This is a genomic window from Thiomicrorhabdus xiamenensis (assembly GCF_013282625.1).
Lineage (GTDB): Bacteria > Pseudomonadota > Gammaproteobacteria > Thiomicrospirales > Thiomicrospiraceae > Thiomicrorhabdus > Thiomicrorhabdus xiamenensis.
In genome coordinates this window covers 1208083-1224138 of the sequence record NZ_CP054020.1, presented here as the reverse complement: position 1 = coordinate 1224138, position 16056 = coordinate 1208083, and the positions used below count along the sequence as shown (strand labels likewise).

At 49.0% G+C, this 16056-nt stretch carries 16 protein-coding genes; 12 read left to right on the top strand and 4 right to left on the bottom strand.

The annotated features are described in order from the left end of the window. Positions 1–89 precede the first annotated feature (89 nt). The 7 genes from aat to infA all read left to right on the top strand — a co-directional run bounded on the left by aat (position 90) and on the right by infA (position 5109). On the top strand, positions 90–869 hold the full coding sequence (gene aat, locus HQN79_RS05650; RefSeq protein WP_173284901.1) for a leucyl/phenylalanyl-tRNA--protein transferase: 780 nt from the start codon (positions 90–92) through the stop codon (positions 867–869). 329 nt (positions 870–1198) lie between these two features. After that, a complete protein-coding gene (locus HQN79_RS05645) occupies positions 1199–1588 on the top strand; it encodes a succinate dehydrogenase, cytochrome b556 subunit (RefSeq protein ID WP_173284899.1) in 390 nt (129 codons plus the stop codon). 31 nt (positions 1589–1619) lie between these two features. After that, a complete protein-coding gene (sdhD, locus tag HQN79_RS05640) occupies positions 1620–1973 on the top strand; it encodes a succinate dehydrogenase, hydrophobic membrane anchor protein (protein WP_173284897.1) in 354 nt (117 codons plus the stop codon). A 14-nt stretch (positions 1974–1987) separates the two neighbouring features. Then, the gene (sdhA, locus tag HQN79_RS05635; protein ID WP_173284895.1) at positions 1988–3808 is read left to right on the top strand and encodes a succinate dehydrogenase flavoprotein subunit; all 1821 of its coding nucleotides are present in this window, start codon (positions 1988–1990) and stop codon (positions 3806–3808) included. Positions 3809–3828: 20 nt separating this feature from the next. Then, positions 3829–4539 carry a succinate dehydrogenase iron-sulfur subunit gene (locus tag HQN79_RS05630; RefSeq protein ID WP_173286985.1) on the top strand — a complete coding sequence of 237 codons (711 nt, stop codon included), beginning with the start codon at positions 3829–3831 and terminating at the stop codon, positions 4537–4539. Positions 4540–4541: 2 nt separating this feature from the next. After that, positions 4542–4835, top strand: coding sequence for an FAD assembly factor SdhE (locus HQN79_RS05625; RefSeq protein ID WP_173284893.1), 294 nt, complete (start codon positions 4542–4544; stop codon positions 4833–4835). 55 nt (positions 4836–4890) lie between these two features. Then, positions 4891–5109 (top strand): translation initiation factor IF-1, encoded by a 219-nt coding sequence (infA, locus tag HQN79_RS05620; RefSeq protein ID WP_173284891.1) that lies wholly within the window; start codon positions 4891–4893, stop codon positions 5107–5109. Positions 5110–5267: 158 nt separating this feature from the next. Here the strand turns inward: infA and clpA are convergent, their stop codons facing one another. The 3 genes from clpA to HQN79_RS05605 all read right to left on the bottom strand — a co-directional run bounded on the left by clpA (position 5268) and on the right by HQN79_RS05605 (position 8833). Beyond that, complete coding sequence (gene clpA / locus HQN79_RS05615; protein ID WP_173284889.1) at positions 5268–7520, bottom strand: ATP-dependent Clp protease ATP-binding subunit ClpA; 2253 nt, start codon at positions 7518–7520, stop codon at positions 5268–5270. Next, positions 7520–7837 carry an ATP-dependent Clp protease adapter ClpS gene (gene clpS, locus HQN79_RS05610; protein WP_173284887.1) on the bottom strand — a complete coding sequence of 106 codons (318 nt, stop codon included), beginning with the start codon at positions 7835–7837 and terminating at the stop codon, positions 7520–7522. The genes clpA and clpS overlap by 1 nt, the downstream gene beginning before the upstream one ends. Before the next feature lie 87 nt (positions 7838–7924). Further along, positions 7925–8833 carry a DnaJ C-terminal domain-containing protein gene (locus tag HQN79_RS05605; RefSeq protein WP_238843438.1) on the bottom strand — a complete coding sequence of 303 codons (909 nt, stop codon included), beginning with the start codon at positions 8831–8833 and terminating at the stop codon, positions 7925–7927. A gap of 254 nt (positions 8834–9087) precedes the next feature. On the opposite strand from HQN79_RS05605, the gene HQN79_RS05600 reads away from it, so the two are divergent. The 3 genes from HQN79_RS05600 (at position 9088) to HQN79_RS05590 (ending at position 11396) form a co-directional block, all read left to right on the top strand. Further along, positions 9088–9654: a PhnA domain-containing protein gene (locus HQN79_RS05600; protein ID WP_173284885.1), complete on the top strand. Its 567-nt coding sequence runs from the start codon at positions 9088–9090 to the stop codon at positions 9652–9654. 76 nt (positions 9655–9730) lie between these two features. Beyond that, positions 9731–10447, top strand: coding sequence for a YebC/PmpR family DNA-binding transcriptional regulator (locus tag HQN79_RS05595; protein WP_173284882.1), 717 nt, complete (start codon positions 9731–9733; stop codon positions 10445–10447). 535 nt (positions 10448–10982) lie between these two features. Then, positions 10983–11396: an H-NS histone family protein gene (locus tag HQN79_RS05590; protein ID WP_173284880.1), complete on the top strand. Its 414-nt coding sequence runs from the start codon at positions 10983–10985 to the stop codon at positions 11394–11396. Between the two features lie 202 nt (positions 11397–11598). Here HQN79_RS05590 and HQN79_RS05585 read toward each other — a convergent pair whose 3' ends face one another. Beyond that, a complete protein-coding gene (locus HQN79_RS05585) occupies positions 11599–13824 on the bottom strand; it encodes an NADP-dependent isocitrate dehydrogenase (RefSeq protein WP_173284877.1) in 2226 nt (741 codons plus the stop codon). A 253-nt stretch (positions 13825–14077) separates the two neighbouring features. Here HQN79_RS05585 and HQN79_RS05580 point away from each other — a divergent pair, with 253 nt between their 5' ends. Both HQN79_RS05580 and mnmA read left to right on the top strand, forming a co-directional pair. Further along, a complete protein-coding gene (locus tag HQN79_RS05580) occupies positions 14078–14812 on the top strand; it encodes an rRNA large subunit pseudouridine synthase E (RefSeq protein ID WP_173284875.1) in 735 nt (244 codons plus the stop codon). Between the two features lie 105 nt (positions 14813–14917). Further along, positions 14918–16039: a tRNA 2-thiouridine(34) synthase MnmA gene (gene mnmA, locus HQN79_RS05575; RefSeq protein ID WP_173284873.1), complete on the top strand. Its 1122-nt coding sequence runs from the start codon at positions 14918–14920 to the stop codon at positions 16037–16039. Positions 16040–16056: the final 17 nt, after the last annotated feature.

The window sequence follows — 16056 nt, the reverse complement described above, 5'->3', positions numbered from 1 at the left end:
GGCATAATTCCGCTTGCACTTAACTAACGACCGTTAATAACGTAAAATAATTCGATCTTCCATTCACCCGATTATGGACATAACAGTAAATGAACGATTCCATTGAAATCGGACAGGCCCCTTTCTGGCTTTCCCCCGAAAACATTGCCTTCCCTCCGAGCGAACTCGCTCTGGATGAGCCGGACGGACTTCTGGCAATAGGCGGCGACCTGACCCCGCAGTGGCTGTTGCATGCCTACAAAAACGGAATCTTTCCGTGGTTCAACGCCGATGATCCGATTCTCTGGTGGACCCCGAATCCGCGTAGCGTTCTTAAGATCAAAAACCTGAAAATCAGTCGCAGTCTGCGTAAGAGCTGGCGTGACAAAGTGCTAAGCGGCAAGTATAAAATCACGCTCGACACAGCGTTTCAATCGGTCATGCACAATTGTGCTTCGATCCCGCGTAAAGATCAGGACGGAACCTGGATTAATCACAAAATGATCTCGTCCTATCTGCAATTGCACCTTCACGGTTATGCTCATTCGGTTGAAGTCTGGGACGGCGACCAGTTAATCGGCGGATTGTACGGTCTCGCCATCGGCAAGATCTTCTTTGGTGAATCGATGTTCGCCCATAAAACCGACGCCTCCAAACTGGCCTTGATTGCAATCTGTTTTCAGCTTGAAGAATGGGGCTTTGAGTGGATCGATACCCAAGTCGAGACGTCGCACCTTAGTAGCATGGGGGCAACATTACTCGCTCGCGATGCCTTCGAGGTCGGTCTGCGTTATTTTACCCGCCAGCCTTTCCCGCCCAAAAGCTGGGATTTCGAGCTCGACTGGCCGTCCGTACTGGATGCTTTTCGCAACCGTCATTCCGACGCCTAATCTCCCGCTGCGTTATTTAATGAACTCCCTGCCTTCACCGAAGGCAAGGGACTGTCGCGCACCTGGCATTATCACCAAAAAACCGCGTAAACTCTGCATAAATACACCTAATATTTAGACTTAAAATATTAAGGTAACTATTTATTTTAAATGCATTTATTTAGATAAAAACACTATCCTAAACATAACTTGAACACAAACAAATGGTTTACCCGTGCGTAGAGTTCAGTAGAATGGAACCAATGTTTCAGAAATTCCGCAGCCAGCCGTTTACCCATTGAGTAGCAATGGCTTAACTGTTTCAGGACTAAATTTCAGGATCCCATGCCATGTATCAAAGCAATGACCCCCGTCCAAGATCACTGAATCTGCTAGCCTTCCATTTCCCGCTCAACGCCTGGCTCTCGGTTCTGCACCGAATTACCGGCCTGCTGCTGATTGTCAGCTTTATCGGCTATCTCGCACTGGCCAATCTGATCTGGCTACACCCCGACGTCCGCCTGAGCGCGATCAACCAGCACTGGATACCATTATGTATGCACAGCGCCTTTTGGGCTGCGATCAGCTTCCACTGGCTAACTGGACTGCGTCATCTCCTGGCCGAGAAGCTTTATGACACGGCCTGGTATGCCAGACTGGCAAGCCCTCTATTCAATTCCCTATTACTTCTTGTCTGGTTACTGGTCTGCCTGTTCAGCTGGCATACGATCTGGAACTGAGACCGCCCAAGTTAAGGAGATGCCGATTAAAATGCTGTCACTTAAGCGACTCACCGGTTCCAAAGCACACCTCTGGCAACGAATCAGCGCCATTTATCTGCTGTTGTACATTCCTCTAATGGCGCTCTATATCGCTTTTTTGCCGGAAACCAATTCTCTGGAAAACATTGTAGGAAACCTTTTGTACTACTGTTTTTTCGGATATTTAAGTATCGTTGCCTACCTGCTGCTTCTGGTGCATGTCTGGATCGGTGGCAGAGACATTCTTATCGACTATATTCCGCGTAATCGATTAACCCTTTGGCTCAACCTGTACTATCTGTTACTGATCGTCGTTACCGCCGACCTGCTTGCTTTGATCGTTTCGGTTAACCCTTACCTATAAACACGGGATCTTTTATGTCGCAAGAAACCACCCTTCAGGAATATGAGTTTGACGCCGTCGTCATCGGAGCCGGAGGTGCCGGCATGCGTGCCGCACTCCAGCTTACCGAAGCCGGACATAAGGTTGCCATGATCAGCAAGGTATTTCCAACCCGGTCGCACACGGTCGCAGCTCAAGGCGGAATTAATGCCGCACTGGGTAATGTCACCGAGGATAAGTGGCAATGGCATATGTATGACACCATCAAGGGAAGCGATTACCTTGGCGATCAGGACGCAATCGAGTTTATGTGTCAGGAAGCAAGTCAGATCGTTCGTGAACTGGAGCATTTCGGGGTACCTTTTTCACGTCTTGAAAACGGCAAGATCTACCAGCGCGCCTTTGGCGGCCAATCCCAGAATTACGGAGAAAAACAGGCCAAACGCACATGCGCTGCAGCCGACCGGACCGGACATGCGATTCTGCACTCGCTATATCAGCAGAACCTGCGCGCCGGCACGGAAATGTTCGTTGAACATTTTGCCTTGGATCTTATTCTCGAAGACAACGAAGCCGTCTGCGGCGTACTGATACAAAACCTGCACGACTCCACCCTCAAGGCTGTATGGGCCAAACATGTTCTGCTGGCAACCGGGGGGGCCGGGCAAATCTTTCGAACCAACTCCAATGCCAGTATCAATACCGGCGACGGTTTAGGCATGGTTCAGCGCGCCGGGATTCCTCTGCAGGATATGGAATTCTGGCAGTTCCACCCAACCGGTGTGGCCGGTAAAGGAATGCTGATTTCCGAAGCCACTCGCGGCGAAGGCGGGATTTTGCGCAACGCAGACGGTGAAGCCTTTATGGTTCGCTACGCACCAAAAGTGAAAGATCTGGCTTCACGGGACGTGGTTGCGCGTGCCATTGCCATCGAAGTCGAGGAAGGACGCGGCTGCGGGCCGCAAAAAGACCATGTACTGCTTGACCTGACGCACCTGCCGCACGAAGTCATTGAAAACCGTCTACCCGGAATCCGCGACATCAGCCGGACGTTTCTTGGAATCGACCCTATCGAAGCCCCGATCCCGATCTTTCCAACCTGTCACTATATGATGGGCGGTATTCCAACAAACCTTAACGGACAAGTCGTCAAACCGGATATCCCGGCTCCTGAAAACCGTTCGGGGCAAAACGTGGAGTCTCAGGTAGCGGTTCCGGGCCTGTATGCGATCGGCGAATGTGCCTGCGTGTCAGTTCACGGTGCAAACCGACTCGGCGGAAACTCCCTCCTCGACATTATCGTCTTCGGACGCAAAGCGGCTCAAGAGATCAGCAAACAACTGCAAAACAGTCAAGAAACAGCGGCAAGAGCCTCTCATCATAATCTGGATACCCTGATGCAACGCTACCAACGATGGTTGCAAACTCCGTCGTCAGCGTCGTTGGAAGATTCGGTGTTTGCGATCGCCTCCGAAATGCAGAAAATAATGGAAAGCGGATGCGGCGTTTTTCGCGACCGCAAACACATGCAACAGACCGTCGAGCAATTGCGTCAACTGGAACAGCGTTTTGCTCAAGTACAAATTCAGGATGACAGCTCTGTGTTCAATTTCGAACGCTGTAGCGCGCTGGAACTGGAAAACCTTCTGGCTGTCGCCAAGGCGACCGCCTGCAGCGCGCTGGCCCGCGAAGAGAGCCGCGGAGCCCACACCCGGGTCGACTTTGCCGAACGCGACGACGAGAACTGGTTAAAGCACAGCCTTTTCTATCCGCAAAACGAAAGCATACTTTTCAAACCGGTCAACCGACAACCCACACAACATGCGCCGTTTGAGCCCCAGAAACGGGTCTATTGAAACGCCAACAGGTACCGACTATGCAGATTCTTATCGACCGTTACAACCCGCAGAGCGATTCCGCCCCCTACACCCAGTCGTACCACCTTATCGACGATGAGATTGGCGAAGACACCATGCTTCTGGAGCTGCTGCAACGGCTTCGCATCCAAGACCCAACACTCGGATTCCGTTCCAGCTGTCAGGAAGGCGTGTGCGGTTCGGACGGCATGAACGTCAACGGCAATAACTGCTTGAGTTGCATTACGCTGGCCAAACCGCTCGGCAATAGAATTCATATCCGCCCGCTTCCCGGCTTTCCGGTAATTAAAGACCTTATCGTCGATATGCAGCTGTTCTACGATCAATATAAAAACGTTGACCCTTACCTGAAAAGTGATGAAAAACTGTCCAGTGACCCGGAACACGAAATACTGCAATCGCCCGAAGAACGCGAAAAACTCGACGGCAGCTACGAATGCATTCTGTGCGCCTGCTGCTCGAGTAGCTGTCCCTCCTTTTGGTGGAACCCGGACCTGTTCCCCGGCCCTGCGGCATTGCTGGCGGCCAACCGTTTTGTCATCGATTCGCGCGATATCACCACAATTGATCGACTGAAATCCCTGGACAAGGCAGAGAAAACATTCCGCTGCCGACATATTCAGAACTGTACCGCCGCCTGTCCGAAAGGTTTAAATCCAAGCCGCGCCATTCAAGGCTTGAAACACAAAATTGTCAAAAACCGGTCTTAGTGATGAACGATATGGAATCACAGCAGAGCTTTGAAATCTGGAAAAAACAGATGCGCTTTGCCGCCAAGCGCGGAAATCTGGAAACGGAGTTACTTCTGGTGAAGTTCATTAATCAGTTGCAATTCTATCCGCAGGAAGATCGACAACACCTGCAACAATTGCTGGCTCAAAGTGATCAAGACCTGTTTTGCTGGTTACTTCAGGCATCTGAGCACGTCGATCCCGCATGCGACGATTCGATTCCTGCTCAGTTTCGTTCCCTGATCCAACAGATTAAGACAGTTTATTTGAGTTAAAACGTTTTTTTTGTTAAAATCCCGCCCGATTTCAACTAAGGGTTATTTTAAAAATATGGCAAAACAAGACGTTATTGAATTTGATGGTGTTGTGATTGAAACACTTCCAAACACCATGTTCCGTGTAGAATTGGAAAACGGGCACCAGGTACTGGCGCACATTTCCGGCCGCATGCGTAAGAACTACATCCGTATTCTTGCAGGTGATTCCGTTAAAGTAGAATTGACGCCTTACGATCTGACTAAAGGTCGTATCACCTACCGCGGAAAATAATCGGTCTCCCAGACCATTATCAGATCTTTGCAAAACCCTTAGTAAAAAACCCCGAGCAGAATTTCTGCTCGGGGTTTTTATTTTCGTACCTGCTTCTACCAAGGTTACTTAACAGGGTTCGGCGCTAGCGGACGCATACGCGCCCTCTATAACACACCTCAAACTTTCTCCAGAATCTCTATCTCCAGATCGTCCTTATCCGGATTGACAATTACTTTTGCAATACCGCCTTGCTGAAGGTCGCCGAACAATAACATTTCTGCCAGAGGCTGTTTGAGTTTATCCTGAATCAAACGTCCCATCGGTCTCGCCCCCATCAGCGGATCGTAGCCGTGTTTCGCCAACCAGGCACGCGCTTCGTCGCTCAAATTCAACTCCACCTTCTTCTCTTGGAGCGCGTTCTCCAACTGATAGATAAATTTATTGACCACCGACTCCATCGACTCCTGACTCAGACGATTAAACTGAATCACACCATCAAGGCGGTTACGGAATTCCGGTGTAAAAACTTTTTTCAGTTCCGAATCAAAATCCAACGTATGATCCTGCTCGGTAAAACCGATACTGGCGCGAGCCATCTGCTCGGCCCCGACGTTCGATGTCATAATCAGAGTGATATTACGGAAATCCGCCTTGCGCCCGTTATTATCGGTCAAGGTACCATGATCCATCACCTGCAACAGCAGATTGAAGACATCCGGATGCGCCTTCTCGATCTCATCCAGCAACACAATCGCATGCGGATTCTTACTGACCGCCTCGGTCAGTAAACCGCCCTGATCGAAGCCGACATAACCCGGAGGCGCCCCGATCAGTCGGGATACCGTATGCCGCTCCATATATTCGGACATATCAAAGCGCAGCATCTCTACACCCATCAACTTCGCCAGTTGCTGGCTCAACTCCGTTTTACCGACTCCGGTCGGGCCGGCGAACAGGAAAGAGGCCGTCGGCTTATTCGGTTCACCAAGACCAGAACGCGCCAGTTTGATTGCCTTGGCCACCTGATCAATGGCATGATCCTGTCCGAAAACCACTCTTTTCAGATTGGCTTCCAAATCCTTAAGTGTATCGCGCTCTTTCTGAGTAATCTGGGTCACCGGAATACGAGCAATCGATGCGACCACCTGCTGCACTTCATGCACACCGATCTGTTTTCTGCGCTTGGAAGGCGCGACCAATGCCTGCTTGGCGCCGGCTTCATCAATCACGTCAATTGCCTTATCGGGCAGATGACGATCGGTTATATAGCGAGCCGAAAGAGCAACCGCCTCTCTGAGCGCCGGAAGCGTATATTTGACATTATGATGCGCCTCATATTTGTCTTTAAGCCCTTTCAGAATGGCAAAACTCTCTTCGACCGTCGGCTCCTTGATATCGACTTTCTGGAAACGGCGAGCCAATGCCCGGTCTTTTTCAAAGATCCCACGGAATTCATCGTAGGTGGTTGCACCGATACAACGTAAATTTCCCGATGAAAGCGCTGGTTTCATCAGATTCGAAGCATCCATGGCGCCGCCCTGTACCGCTCCAGCGCCGATAATGGTATGAATCTCATCGATAAACAGGATCGCATGATCCAACTCCTGCAAGGCTTTGAGAACCGCCTTGAAACGCTTTTCAAAATCCCCTCTGTAACGCGTGCCGGCGAGCAAAGCCCCCATATCAAGGCTGTAGACCACAGCGTCTTCCAAAATCTTCGGAACCTGTTGATGCACTATACGATAGGCCAGACCCTCTGCTACAGCGGTTTTACCGACTCCCGGTTCACCGACCAGCAACGGATTATTTTTTCTGCGACGGCTCAAGACTTCCATCGTGCGGCTGATTTCCCAGTCACGCCCAATGATCGGATCGATTTTGCCGTTTTCCGCCTGTTCGTTCAGGTTGACCGCAAACGATTTCAGAGGAGAAGTCGAATTGCTTTCTTGTGCGCCTTCTTCTTCATTCTGCAAATTTTCGCCAGACATCGGCATGTCATCGCCGTCGTGAACGCTGACGCCATGCGATAGATAGTTAGTGACACTAAGACGATCCACGCCATGCGATTCAAGGACATAAACCGCCTGCGACTCCTGTTCACTTAAAATCGAAGCCAGTACATGAGTCGGCAGAACTTCAGGATAGCCGTTACTCTGTACAAAATAGATTGCGCGCTCGATGACACGCTGAAAACTCATCGTCGGTTGCAGTTCGTGCGCGTGCTCGACTTCGCCTTCCGATTCCAGGTACTTTTCAAGTTCATCAATCAATTGATCCGGATGCGCACCACACGCCAGAATAACTTCCTGAACCGACGGCGCTTCCAAAAGCTGAACCAGAAGGTGTTCCAAAGTGACAAATTCATGCCGGTACTCGTTGGCGACTCCAAATGCGCCACTGAGAATATGCTGTAGCTCTTTACTTAACATCACGCCACCTCCATCTGGCATCTGAGCGGGAATTCGTGTTCACGGGCGTAGGCGTTAACCTGACGCACTTTCATCTCGGCGACTTCCCGGCTGTAAACACCGCAAACACCTTTACCTTCATGATGCACCTTAAGCATCACGGCCTGCGCGCGTAATTCGTCCATACCGAAAAATCGCTGCAGTACTTCAATAACGAATTCCATGGTCGTGTAGTCGTCGTTCAACAAGACAACCTGATAACGACGCGGTGGTTTGGTTTTGGGTTTTGCTCGATCCAGCAATAGATTGCCATCATCATAATCGTGCGATTCAGACATTTAAATTCTCTTTAATTGTAATGCGTAATGCGTTTGACTCATTTTATGGATGCAAAATTGAAAAATTCAAGCCGGTTGCCGCCTTGTTCAAACCGGAATGACTTTGGCATACAGGTCACCAGGCGGGTTGACCTCATCCGCCGGCAACCCCATACCACGGAAACGAATGTAATCGCTGAAATCCGCATCCGCAGGCACCATCCATTCCACCCGGCCGCTCGGACTGTCGAGATACAGCGCTTTTCCAGGCTGTAAAAACAACGTAGAAACCTCAAATTGCGCATAAATATCATCACCGTCGAGCCGGAAACGCTTTTCATCAATTTTGATATTGAAACGGACCAGATAATCACCGGGCTTGCCGCCAAAAAGGCCTTTATACCCTTTGCCGCGCAAGCGGAAAGTTTTGCCCTCGAACGCCTGACGGGTAAATTTCATTTGCAGTTTAAGTCCCGGAATATAGAAACTTCCCAGACGTAACAGACGTATCGCGTAACGCAAAGTCATCGGATAGACCACTTCACGATGCTTTCCATCTACGGGCCGCTGGCCGTAACTATCGAAATGAAACCGGTACTCATGCTTATCCCCCTGTTCGGAAGCGCGCTGAGACTTGCCGTTTTGACCATCGGCATATGCATTCTGCTTTTGCCGATAAACGAAATCCTTCTGTTCTCTGGAACCCTGGCTAGACTGCGCTGAATCGCGAGTGAAATCATGCGCTCTATCCGGCCTGACGGACGCGCCCCACAAATTCGACTGACGACGGGAATGCTGCTCGTATGCCCGGCAATAGTCCTCGCGATAACGGTCAAGCACCTCGTAAGCTTCTGCGACCTGCTGAAAACGGGCTTGCGCATTGTGAATTTTTGAAACGTCGGGGTGAAATCGCCGTGCCATTTTCCGGTAAGCCTGCTTAACCGCTTTGGGACAGGCACCATAATGCACACCTAAAATGGCAAAATAATCGACACTGGAATCAAAATGGTTAATCAAAACGAAATCCGACCGTTGAAATAATTTGCGGAACGAGCCATAGCTACACCGTATTTTATAGCAAGAATAAATTCTACACTCAGTTTCTAAGGCGATTTTCTTTTTTAACCAATCGGCTTTACCAACCGTACAAATGCTTAAAAAGCCTCTTTAATTACTGACAATAAACATATCTCGGTTTAATTAGCCTGCGGAAGTACCGTGAATTGTGCATAATATTGGCTTTATTTTTTGAGGTAAGTTGGAGAAAAATAATGAGCATCGAACAACAATTAATGCAGCGCAGCGAAGGAAAATGCGAACTTTGCGGCGCAACTGAAAATTTATCGGTCATGGCTGTTGAACCTTCAGACGGTTCGGCAGACGAGTCAATTCTGGTTTGCGATACCTGTCGTAGCCAGATTGAAAACCTGGATTCTGTCGACACCAACCACTGGCGCTGTTTAAATGATGCCATCTGGAACCCGAACCCTGCCGTTCAGGTCGTTGCCTACCGCATGCTGCATCAGCTGGCTTCCGAAGGCTGGCCGCAAGAACTGATGGACATGATGTACATGGAAGACGCCACCCGCGAATGGGCCCTTAAAGGTATCGTAGCGGCGGAAGATCAGATCAAAATCGTTGACAGCAACGGTAATCAGTTGAATGAAGGCGATGACGTAACCCTGATCAAAGATCTGGACGTTAAAGGTGCCGGCTTTACCGCAAAACGCGGAACTCTGGTCAAAAACATCCACCTTACCGACAATCCGAAGCACATCGAAGGAAAAATCAACGGCAGCCAGATCGTCATTGTCGCAGCCTTTACCAAAAAAGCTTAAGGCATAAAACGTCTTTCGTTTTATAACGCCGAAAGTGTAAAATCTGCAGAATTCAAAAACTTCATCGGAGAACCCTATGGGAAGAGCATATCAAAACCGCAAAGAGTCAATGGCCAAAACCTCGGACCAGAAAGCCAAGGTTTACAGTAAATACTCGAAAGAGATTTATATGTGCGCCAAAAACGGCGGTGTCGAACCTGAAAGCAACCTTGCGCTTGCCGGCCTGATCGATCGCGCTAAAAAAGAACAGGTCCCGGCGCATGTTATCGACAAGGCACTGGATAAAGCCAAAGGCGGCGGCGGTGAAGACTTTGCGGTAGCACGCTATGAAGGTTATGGTCCGGCCAACACGATGGTAATTGTCGAATGTCTGACCGATAACCCGAACCGTACTTTCGGAGATGTACGCGGCTGCTTTACCAAAGTCAAAGCCAAAATCGGTACTCAGGGATCGGTAAGCCATATGTTCGACCATTCGGCAATTCTCTCTTTTGCCGGTGAAGATGACGAAGCGGTTCTTGAAGCGCTGTTAATGGCTGATGTCGATGTCAGCGACGTTGAAGCCGAAGATGGCAAAATCACCGTATTCGTACCTCAGAACGAATATAACAACGCCAAAAAAGCGCTGATGGAAAACTTCGACGGTATCGAGTTTGAGGTCGATGAAATTCAATTCATTCCGAAAATGACCAAACAGATCGAAGGCGAAGATCTTGAGCTATTCGAGAAATTCATCGATCTTCTGGAAAATGTCGACGACGTTCAAAATATCTATTACGATGCCGAATTTTAAAATTCGCAGACAGTAAAATAAAACCCGGTTATCCGGGTTTTTTTATCTCTAAATTTCCCCACTCACACGGTAATCAATTCAAAAGATTGTCCGTGACCAGAACCGTTTCTCCTAGCGGAATTACCCACCCTCTTAACCGTCATCTTATAAAGCGAAAGCCTTTTTGTTGTGCTGGTAAGCACTTTTACAGTGGCATACCACTGGTTATAGCCATAACAACAGCTTACTGGAAAACCGCTATCCGTTTGTTGTGCCCGGCCTAATTAAATTTGTCCTTTTCTGTAAAAACTATTCGCTTATAAAATTACTGCATTTAAATAAATGGGGACCGGTAGCGGAATGCTCATAATATAAGGCTTAAACCAAACTAATATTAATCATTAAAAACGGTAATTAAATTGATTTAAATCGCTTTTATTTTGTTTCAATTATTCGTTAGAATAAACTTCAACTTTTCGTACTGTAAAACGAAAAAGTAAATAAAAATAAATAATAAATTCTGGAATAACAAATAAACCGTTTTGGGAGTAAACAAATGGATTCAAACGAATTTGTCAAAATCGCTCTGCACCGTAAACGCCTGCGTGCAGCGATAAAAAGCCTTGGATTGAATGATTTGCAGAAGCTGGCCAGCGATATCAATGAATTGCTTGCCGAACGTGAACAGGAAATCGAACAACAAAAAGCAGAACAACAGCAGAAACTCGCCAAAATCGAAGAGATGAAGAGCCTACTCAATGCTCAGGGGCTATCGATTGAAGACCTTATGGATATGGATACGGTTGAAACTACAACGAAAAAGCCTGCTACGCGAACCGTTGAACCGAAATATCGTATCCTTGATGAAAACGGACAGGAGCATCTGTGGACCGGCCGTGGTCGTGCGCCAAAGGTATTCCAAAAATACTTCGACCAGGGTAATTCAAAAGAGAGTTGTCTGATTAAATAAAATGCACTAATCGCGTACAGCCAATGCAAAAAAGCCGGGAATTATCCCGGCTTTTTTGTTTTGATTGTTTTTAATTTATCTCTTTATTCGGCGAATTATCGGCGTTTTATCGACAGCCCAAAATACACCGATAAAAAAAGCGGCTCAAGGCCGCTTTATTGGACGTGTTTCAGACATCAGCCCGAAATAGAGTCGCTAAAAATTAAATTCCGTCGATAATCGCGTTCAAACTCGCACTTGGACGCATTACCGCTGAAGCCATGGCTTGCTCCGGCTTGTAATAACCGCCCAGCTCGACCGCCTGTCCCTGAACAGAGTTCAACTCTTCCACAATCTGCGCTTCCTGCGCCGCCATTGCCTCGGCGACCGGAGTGAAACGCGCTTTAAGATCCGCATCCTGATCTTGTGCAGCCAGCTCTTGAGCCCAGTACATCGCCAGATAGAAGTGAGAACCTCGGTTATCCAATTCGCCTACTTTACGGGATGGTGATTTATTGTTATTCAGGAAGGACCCCGTAGCTCGATCCAATGTTTCGGCAAGAACCTGAGCTTTAGGATTATCGAAATTCTGCGCCAGATGCTCCAGAGAAACCGACAGTGCCAAAAATTCACCCAAAGAATCCCAACGCAGGTGATTCTCTTTAACCAGCTGCTGGACGTGTTTAGGCGCCGAACCACCGGCACCGGTCTCAAACAGGCCGCCGCCGTTCATCAAAGGAACAATCGACAGCATTTTTGCCGAAGTTCCCAACTCAAGAATCGGGAACAGGTCTGTCAGGTAATCACGCAGAACATTCCCGGTAACCGAGATAACGTCTTTGCCGTCTTTAACATGACGCAGTGTGAAACGAGTCGCTTCGGCCGGTGCCATAATATGAATTTCCAGACCACTTACATCGTGATGCGCCAGATATTCGTTAACCTTGTTAATCAGTTCATGATCGTGTGCACGTTCGCTGTCCAGCCAGAACACCGCCGGTGCACCGGTCGCGCGCGCGCGCGATACGGCCAGTTTAACCCAGTCCTGAATCGGCGCATCCTTAGCCTGACACATACGGAAAATATCGCCCTGCTCGACATTCTGCTCCAGCAGAACGTCTCCGGCATCGTTCACCGCTCGAATCACCCCTTTGCCTTCAGCCTGGAAGGTTTTGTCATGTGAACCATACTCTTCAGCCTTCTGAGCCATCAGACCGACATTCGGTACGCTTCCCATGGTTGTCGGGTCGAAAGCACCATAGTGTTTGCAGAAACGGATGGTTTCTTCATACACGCTGGCATAACAGCGATCCGGAATGACCGCAATCGTATCCTGTGTCTGACCGTCTTTGTTCCACATTTTTCCCGAATTACGGATCATAGCCGGCATGGAAGCATCGACGATCACATCCGAAGGAACGTGCAGATTGGTAATCCCTTTATCGGAATCCACCATCGCGATATCCGGACCATTTTCAATCACCGCCGCTAAATCCGCTTCGATCTCTGCTCGTTTGGACTCATCCAACGAGGCAATTTTTGCGTAAACATCGCCCAAACCGTTATTCGGATTGATACCCAGTTGCGCGAAAGTGTCAGCATGCTTGTTGAAAACGTCTTCAAAGAAGACCGCGACAGCCTGACCGAAGATAATCGGATCGGAAACCTTCATCATGGTCGCTTTCAAATGCAGAGAGAACAGAACATTTTCCGCTTTCGCCTCAGCAATCGCCTCTTTTAGGAATTTACGCAGCGCCGCTTGTGACATGACTGATGCATCCAGAACTTCACCTTTCTGTAAAGGTGCGGTACCTTTCAACTCTTTTACGGAGCCGTCTTCGGCAACATACTCGATACGGAAAGTCGTCGCTTCCGGCAAGGTAACCGATTTTTCAGAACCGTAGAAATCGCCTTCGGACATATGCGCTACTTTGGTTTGCGATTCCTTAGCCCAAGCCCCCATTGAATGCGGGTTCTGCTTGGCGTAATTTTTTACCGAAGCCGGTGCACGGCGGTCAGAGTTACCTTCACGCAATACCGGGTTAACCGCAGAACCGAGAACTTTGGCATAGGTTGCTTTGATTTTTGCTTCTTCGTCATTGCTCGGATTGGCCGGGTAATCCGGAAGCGCATACCCTTTAGCCTGCAACTCAGCGATCGCTGCTGTCAGCTGTGGAATCGAAGCGGAAATATTCGGCAGTTTAATGATGTTCGCTTCCGGTGTTTGCGCCAACTGCCCCAACTCGGTCAAAGCATCGCCGATTCGCTGTTCTTCTGTCAGATATTCCGGGAAATTAGCAAGAATTCGTCCCGCCAGTGAGATGTCGCGGGTTTCCACTGCAACGTCAGCCGCCTTGGTAAAGGCCTGTACCATCGGCAGAAAGGAGAAAGTTGCCAGCATTGGCGCTTCGTCGGTCAGTGTATAGATGATTTTAGCTTGATCTGTCATGCAAATAATTCCTAGAGTTTGACTGAGTAAGGCGCGAATCGAATTTCTCCGCCCCTTTCCTTGAAGATAAATTTTTTCCATTTTACCGCACGGACGGGTAAAAATTAAGGAAACCTTCAGTCAAAGTCCCCATTAAATGCGTCTTTGCAGCGAGCGGTTGCAATCTTTCATCTTAAAGAAATTTAAGCTTAATCCTAGGAAGCTTTATAATTTCATCTCCAGTTTAATTTAACGCTTAAAATCGCCCTTACTCATGCCGATATCCATCCTGCTTTTTAACAAGCCCTATAATGTGCTATGCCAGTTTACCGATCACAGCGACTTGGCCGAGCAACGTCAGACACTGGCAGAATTTATCGACCAGAAAAACTTTTATGCCGCCGGACGTCTCGACCGGGATTCCGAAGGGCTTCTACTACTGACCGATAACGGCAAACTGCAACAGCGAATCGCCGATCCGGAATTTAAACTGCCCAAAACCTATCTGGTTCAGGTCGAAGGAGAAATCGACGCCCAGGCGCTTTCCCGACTCCAGTCCGGCGTTGATTTGAAAGACGGCACAACCCAGCCCGCGCAAGCAAAAAAGGTCAATGACCCGAAATGGCTCTGGCCGAGAAACCCTCCGATAAGAGAGCGTAAGAACATCCCGACTTCCTGGCTGGAATTGACGATCAAGGAAGGAAAGAACCGTCAGGTGAGAAGAATGACCGCTGCGGTTGGCTTTCCGACCTTGCGCCTGATCCGTATCGCTATAGGTCCATGGAAACTAGGCAATCTTAATCCCGGAGAAACGCAAGCGTTAAATCTTGACGAGGTCAAAAGCACCCTGCCACCGGGTTTTCTGACAAACAACGTAAAAAAAGTTTCCGAACGCAAGACCGCATCGAGCCGTCGTCCCGATAAAAAGCGCTCGACTGCAAACACCCAAGCGCGGCGTAAGCCGCCCGGCAATCGGTCAAATAATAAACAACGCCGTCGCAAGTCTTAAATTACACAATCGCCCGGGAATTTTTTCAGCACAGTATTTTGCTGTTTGCCGCATCTGTTAAAATAAGCGCACTTTTATTAACTCTATCAGCAACAGGATCAAAACATGGATAACTCAGCAACCAAAGTCATTGTCGGATTATCGGGCGGCGTCGATTCGTCCGTTGCGGCACTGCTCCTCAAACAGCAGGGTTATCAGGTTGAAGGCCTGTTTATGAAAAACTGGGAAGGCGACGATACCGAAGACTACTGTCCAGCGGCTGAAGATCTTAAAGATGTACTGGCCATCGCCGAAAAATTGGATATTCCGGTGCATGTCGAGAATTTTTCCAAAGCTTATTGGGACAATGTCTTCGAACACTTTTTAAGCGAATATGCCGCCGGGCGTACACCCAACCCGGATATTCTGTGCAACAAAGAAGTTAAATTCAAAGCCTTTCTGCAGCACGCCATGGAGCTGGGGGCGGACTACATCGCCACCGGGCATTATGCACGCATCGCCCGCGATGAGGACGGCCAATGCCATATGCTTAAGGGGCTGGACGACAACAAAGATCAGACCTACTTCTTATATACCCTGCAACAACACCAGCTGCAAAAATCACTGTTCCCGGTCGGCGAACTGAATAAACCGGACGTTCGCCGATTAGCGGAAGAAGCCGGTCTGATCACCCATGATAAAAAAGACAGTACCGGAATCTGTTTTATCGGCGAACGTAAATTCAAAGACTTCCTGCAGCGTTTCCTTCCTGCACAACCCGGCGACATCGTCGACGATCAGGGGAATGTAATCGGTAAGCACGACGGCTTGATGTACCATACGCTCGGCCAACGTAAAGGTTTGGGCATCGGCGGAGGTCACGGACACGGCAATGATCCCTGGTATGCCGCGGACAAGGATCTACAGAACAACCGACTGATAGCGGTACAAGGCAAAGAACACCCGCTGCTTCAGCACCGCTATCTGGTCGCAGGTACGCTTGACTGGGTCAGCGGTGAAACGCCGCCGATCAAGCAACCGTTGAAGGCAAAAATCCGTTATCGTCAACCGGAACAGCCATGCCAGATTATCGAAGAAAAAAACGGCCGTCTTCTGGTCGAGTTCGACGAGAATCAGACTGCGATTGCCCCTGGACAATCCGTGGTGTTTTATAACGGAGATGAGTGTCTCGGCGGCGGCGTAATCGAACAACGGCTGCATCAGGTAGACACGGCTACGCTGGACTAAAACGGCAAGATCCGCTA

Coding starts and splice junctions, on each gene's coding strand:
- aat (WP_173284901.1), top strand. CDS start 90: ATGAACGATTCCATTGAAATCGGACAGGCCCCTTTCTGGCTTTCCCCC.
- HQN79_RS05645 (WP_173284899.1), top strand. CDS start 1,199: ATGTATCAAAGCAATGACCCCCGTCCAAGATCACTGAATCTGCTAGCC.
- sdhD (WP_173284897.1), top strand. CDS start 1,620: ATGCTGTCACTTAAGCGACTCACCGGTTCCAAAGCACACCTCTGGCAA.
- sdhA (WP_173284895.1), top strand. CDS start 1,988: ATGTCGCAAGAAACCACCCTTCAGGAATATGAGTTTGACGCCGTCGTC.
- HQN79_RS05630 (WP_173286985.1), top strand. CDS start 3,829: ATGCAGATTCTTATCGACCGTTACAACCCGCAGAGCGATTCCGCCCCC.
- HQN79_RS05625 (WP_173284893.1), top strand. CDS start 4,542: ATGAACGATATGGAATCACAGCAGAGCTTTGAAATCTGGAAAAAACAG.
- infA (WP_173284891.1), top strand. CDS start 4,891: ATGGCAAAACAAGACGTTATTGAATTTGATGGTGTTGTGATTGAAACA.
- clpA (WP_173284889.1), bottom strand. CDS start 7,520: ATGTTAAGTAAAGAGCTACAGCATATTCTCAGTGGCGCATTTGGAGTC.
- clpS (WP_173284887.1), bottom strand. CDS start 7,837: ATGTCTGAATCGCACGATTATGATGATGGCAATCTATTGCTGGATCGA.
- HQN79_RS05600 (WP_173284885.1), top strand. CDS start 9,088: ATGAGCATCGAACAACAATTAATGCAGCGCAGCGAAGGAAAATGCGAA.
- HQN79_RS05595 (WP_173284882.1), top strand. CDS start 9,731: ATGGGAAGAGCATATCAAAACCGCAAAGAGTCAATGGCCAAAACCTCG.
- HQN79_RS05590 (WP_173284880.1), top strand. CDS start 10,983: ATGGATTCAAACGAATTTGTCAAAATCGCTCTGCACCGTAAACGCCTG.
- HQN79_RS05585 (WP_173284877.1), bottom strand. CDS start 13,824: ATGACAGATCAAGCTAAAATCATCTATACACTGACCGACGAAGCGCCA.
- HQN79_RS05580 (WP_173284875.1), top strand. CDS start 14,078: ATGCCGATATCCATCCTGCTTTTTAACAAGCCCTATAATGTGCTATGC.
- mnmA (WP_173284873.1), top strand. CDS start 14,918: ATGGATAACTCAGCAACCAAAGTCATTGTCGGATTATCGGGCGGCGTC.